The organism is Ruegeria sp. CDSC068, assembly GCF_059610545.1.
Genome location: NZ_JBXWNV010000024.1, coordinates 1 through 3516, shown reverse-complemented (window position 1 = coordinate 3516; position 3516 = coordinate 1). Strand labels below are relative to the sequence as shown.

3 protein-coding genes are annotated in these 3516 nt (G+C 61.7%); all 3 read left to right on the top strand.

The genetic code is table 11. The features are described 5' to 3' along the window. The coding region (gene gcvT, locus AC2FID_RS22435; RefSeq protein ID WP_496838795.1) for a glycine cleavage system aminomethyltransferase GcvT at nt 1-1083 on the top strand (1083 nt) is incomplete at its 5' end. 18 nt (nt 1084-1101) lie between these two features. Then, complete coding sequence (gene gcvH, locus AC2FID_RS22430) at nt 1102-1467, top strand: glycine cleavage system protein GcvH (protein ID WP_058271403.1); 366 nt, start codon at nt 1102-1104, stop codon at nt 1465-1467. A 112-nt stretch (nt 1468-1579) separates the two neighbouring features. Beyond that, on the top strand, nt 1580-3516 hold a 1937-nt coding region (gene gcvP / locus AC2FID_RS22425), incomplete at its 3' end, for an aminomethyl-transferring glycine dehydrogenase (protein ID WP_496838793.1).

Sequence of the window (3516 nt, the reverse complement as noted above, 5' to 3'; positions counted from 1 at the left end):
AAACGCACACCGTTGTATGATCTTCACGTTGAGTTGGGGGGTAAGTTGGTTGATTTTGCTGGGTGGGAGATGCCTGTTCAGTATCCTTTGGGGATAATGGGGGAGCATAAGCAGTGTCGTGAGAAGGCGGCGTTGTTTGATGTGTCTCATATGGGTCAGGTGATCCTGCGCGGTGAGAATGTGGGTGAGAAGCTGGAAGCTCTGTGCCCGCAGGCCTACGCGACCCTGAAGCCGGGCAAGGCGCGGTACGGTTTCTTTACCAACGCGGATGGCGGGATCATGGACGATTTGATCGTGTCGAATGCGGGGGATTACTATTTCGTGGTGGTGAACGCAGCGCTGCGCCATCAGGACATTCCGCATATGCGCGAACACCTTGACGGCGTCGAAGTGATCGAGATCTTCGACCGCGCGCTGGTGGCGGTGCAAGGCCCTGCGGCGGAAAACGTGGTTGGGGATCTGTGCCCTGCCGCCCGCGACCTGAAGTTCATGGAAACCACTGAGGCCCCGATCAACGGTGTCGAGTGCCGCATCTCGCGGCTGGGCTACACCGGCGAGGACGGGTATGAGATCTCGATCCCCGAGGACAAGGCGATCGAAGTTTCGAAAGCCTTCCTAGCGCATGAGGATTGCGAAGCGGCCGGTCTGGGCGCGCGCGACAGCCTGCGGCTGGAGGCGGGTCTGTGCCTCTATGGCAATGACATCGACCAGAGCACCTCGCCGATTGAGGCCAGCCTCGGCTGGGCGATCCAGAAGCGCCGCAAGGAAGAAGGCGGCTTTCCGGGCGCAGACCGCGTGCAGAAGGAACTGGCCGAAGGCCCTGCTAAAAAGCTGGTTGGCATCAAGCCCGATGGCCGCGCTCCAGCGCGTCAGGGCGTGGAAATCCAGTGCGCCGAGGGCAGTACGATCGGTCAGATCACCTCGGGCGTATTTGGCCCCACGGTCGGCGGACCGGTGGCGATGGGCTATGTTTCCAAGGGCCACGGTGAGCCGGGCGAGACGGTGAACCTGATCATCCGGGGCAAGCCGCAGCCGGCGCAGATCGTGGCGCTGCCCTTCGTCAAACAGAATTACAAGCGTTGAAGTCAGGAGAGAGACAACATGGCAACCTATTATTCCGAAGAGCATGAATGGCTGACCGTCGAAGGCGACACGGCCACTCTGGGCATCACCAAGCACGCGGCTGAACAGCTGGGCGACGTGGTGTTCGTGGAGCAGCAGGAAGCAGGCGATGAGTTTGAAAAAGGCGGCGAGATCGGCGTGATCGAATCCGTCAAGGCCGCCTCCGAGCTGTATGCCCCGGTCGATGGCGAGATCACGGAAGTGAACGAAGCGCTGGCCGACAACCCCGGCGCGCTGAACGAAGACCCCGAGGGTGAGGCCTGGATCTACAAGATCAAGATCGCGGATGCCGCGCAGCTGGAAGATCTGATGGATCTGGACGGCTACAAGGCCCTGATCGGGTAAACCCAAACGGCGGGTCCTTTTGCGGATCCGCCCCTTCATCTGGCTAAAAATATCCCCGCCGGAGGCTCCTGCCAGAGCGGCCGGGCGAGACATTCCCTGAGGAGCATGACCTATGGCCTTCAAACTGACTGATTACGAAGCCTATGACTTCGCCAACCGCCGCCATATCGGGCCCAGCCCGACGGAAATGCGCGACATGCTCAAGGTGATTGGCTTCAAGACGCTGGACCAGCTGATCGACGCCACCGTCCCGCCTGCGATCCGGCAGAAAGAGCCGCTGGACTGGGGTCCGGCGATGACCGAACGCGATGCGCTCTTTTACATGAAAGAGGTGGCGAGCAAGAACAAGGTTCTGACCTCGCTGATCGGTCAGGGCTATTACGGCACCACCACGCCGGCGCCGATCCTGCGCAACATCCTGGAAAACCCGGCCTGGTACACTGCCTATACGCCCTATCAACCTGAGATCAGCCAAGGCCGTCTGGAAGCTCTCCTGAACTTCCAGACCATGGTCAGCGACCTGACCGGGCTGGACGTGGCCAACGCTTCGCTCTTGGACGAAGCCACAGCCGCAGCCGAAGCCATGGCGATGGCCAAGCGTGGTGGCCGGTCAAAGGCCAACAACGCGGCCTTCTTCGTGGACAAGAACTGCCACCCGCAGACCATCGCAGTCATCAAAACGCGCGCCGAGCCTCTGGGCATCGACGTGCAGGTGGCCGACCCGGACACGCTGGATGCAGGGTCGGTCTTTGGCGCGATCTTCCAGTATCCCGGCACCCACGGCCATGTGCGCGACTTCACGAACGAGATCGCCGCCCTGCACGAGCATAAAGCCATCGCCATTGTTGCTGCCGACATCCTGTCGCTGGCGCTGCTGAAGTCACCGGGCGAGATGGGCGCGGATATTGCCATCGGCTCGACCCAGCGCTTTGGCGTGCCGATGGGCTATGGTGGCCCGCACGCAGCCTATATGGCGACCAGTGACAAGCTGAAGCGGTCCATGCCGGGGCGGATCATCGGTGTGTCCATTGATGCACGCGGCAACAAGGCTTACCGCCTGGCCCTGCAGACCCGCGAGCAACACATTCGCCGCGAGAAAGCCAACTCGAACGTCTGCACCGCGCAGGCGCTGCTGGCCGTCATTGCCTCGATGTATGCCGTGTATCACGGCCCCGACGGCATCAAGGCCATCGCACAATCGGTGCACCGCAAGACCTCGCGTCTGGCCGCCGGTCTGGAAGAGGCGGGCTTTGCCGTCGAGCCGGAGGTGTTCTTCGACACGATCACGGTTGAGGTCGGCCACCTGCAGAATGTCGTGATGGAGGCCGCCGTGGCCCGCGGTGTCAACCTGCGCAAGGTGGGTGAGACCAAGGTGGGCATCAGCCTGGACGAACAGACCCGCCCCGAGACCATCGAGGCCGTCTGGGGTGCTTTTGGTATCGATCGCAAGGATGACAGCTCAAACAAGCTCTACCGTCTGCCGGATTATGCGCTGCGCGAAAGCGCCTATCTGACCCACGAGATCTTCCACAAGAACCGGGCCGAGGCCGAGATCACGCGCTATATGCGCCGTCTGGCCGACCGCGACCTGGCGCTGGACCGGGCGATGATCCCGCTGGGGTCCTGCACCATGAAGCTGAACGCCACGATCGAGATGATCCCGGTCACCTGGCCCGAGTTCGGCAATCTGCACCCGTTCTGCCCCGAAGATCAGGCGCAGGGCTATCATGAGATGATTGATGATCTGAACGACAAGCTGTGCCAGATCACCGGCTATGACGCGATCTCCCAGCAGCCCAACTCGGGCGCGCAGGGCGAGTACGCAGGCCTGCTGACCATCCGCAACTATCACGCCGCGCGGGGTGAGGCGCATCGCAATGTCTGCCTGATCCCGACCTCAGCGCATGGCACCAACCCGGCCTCGGCGCAGATGGTGGGCTATCAGGTTGTGCCAGTGCAAGCCGATGACAAGGGTAATATCGACCTGAATGACTTCCGCGCCAAGGCGGAAAAGCATTCGGACCATCTGGCCGCCTGCATGATCACCTA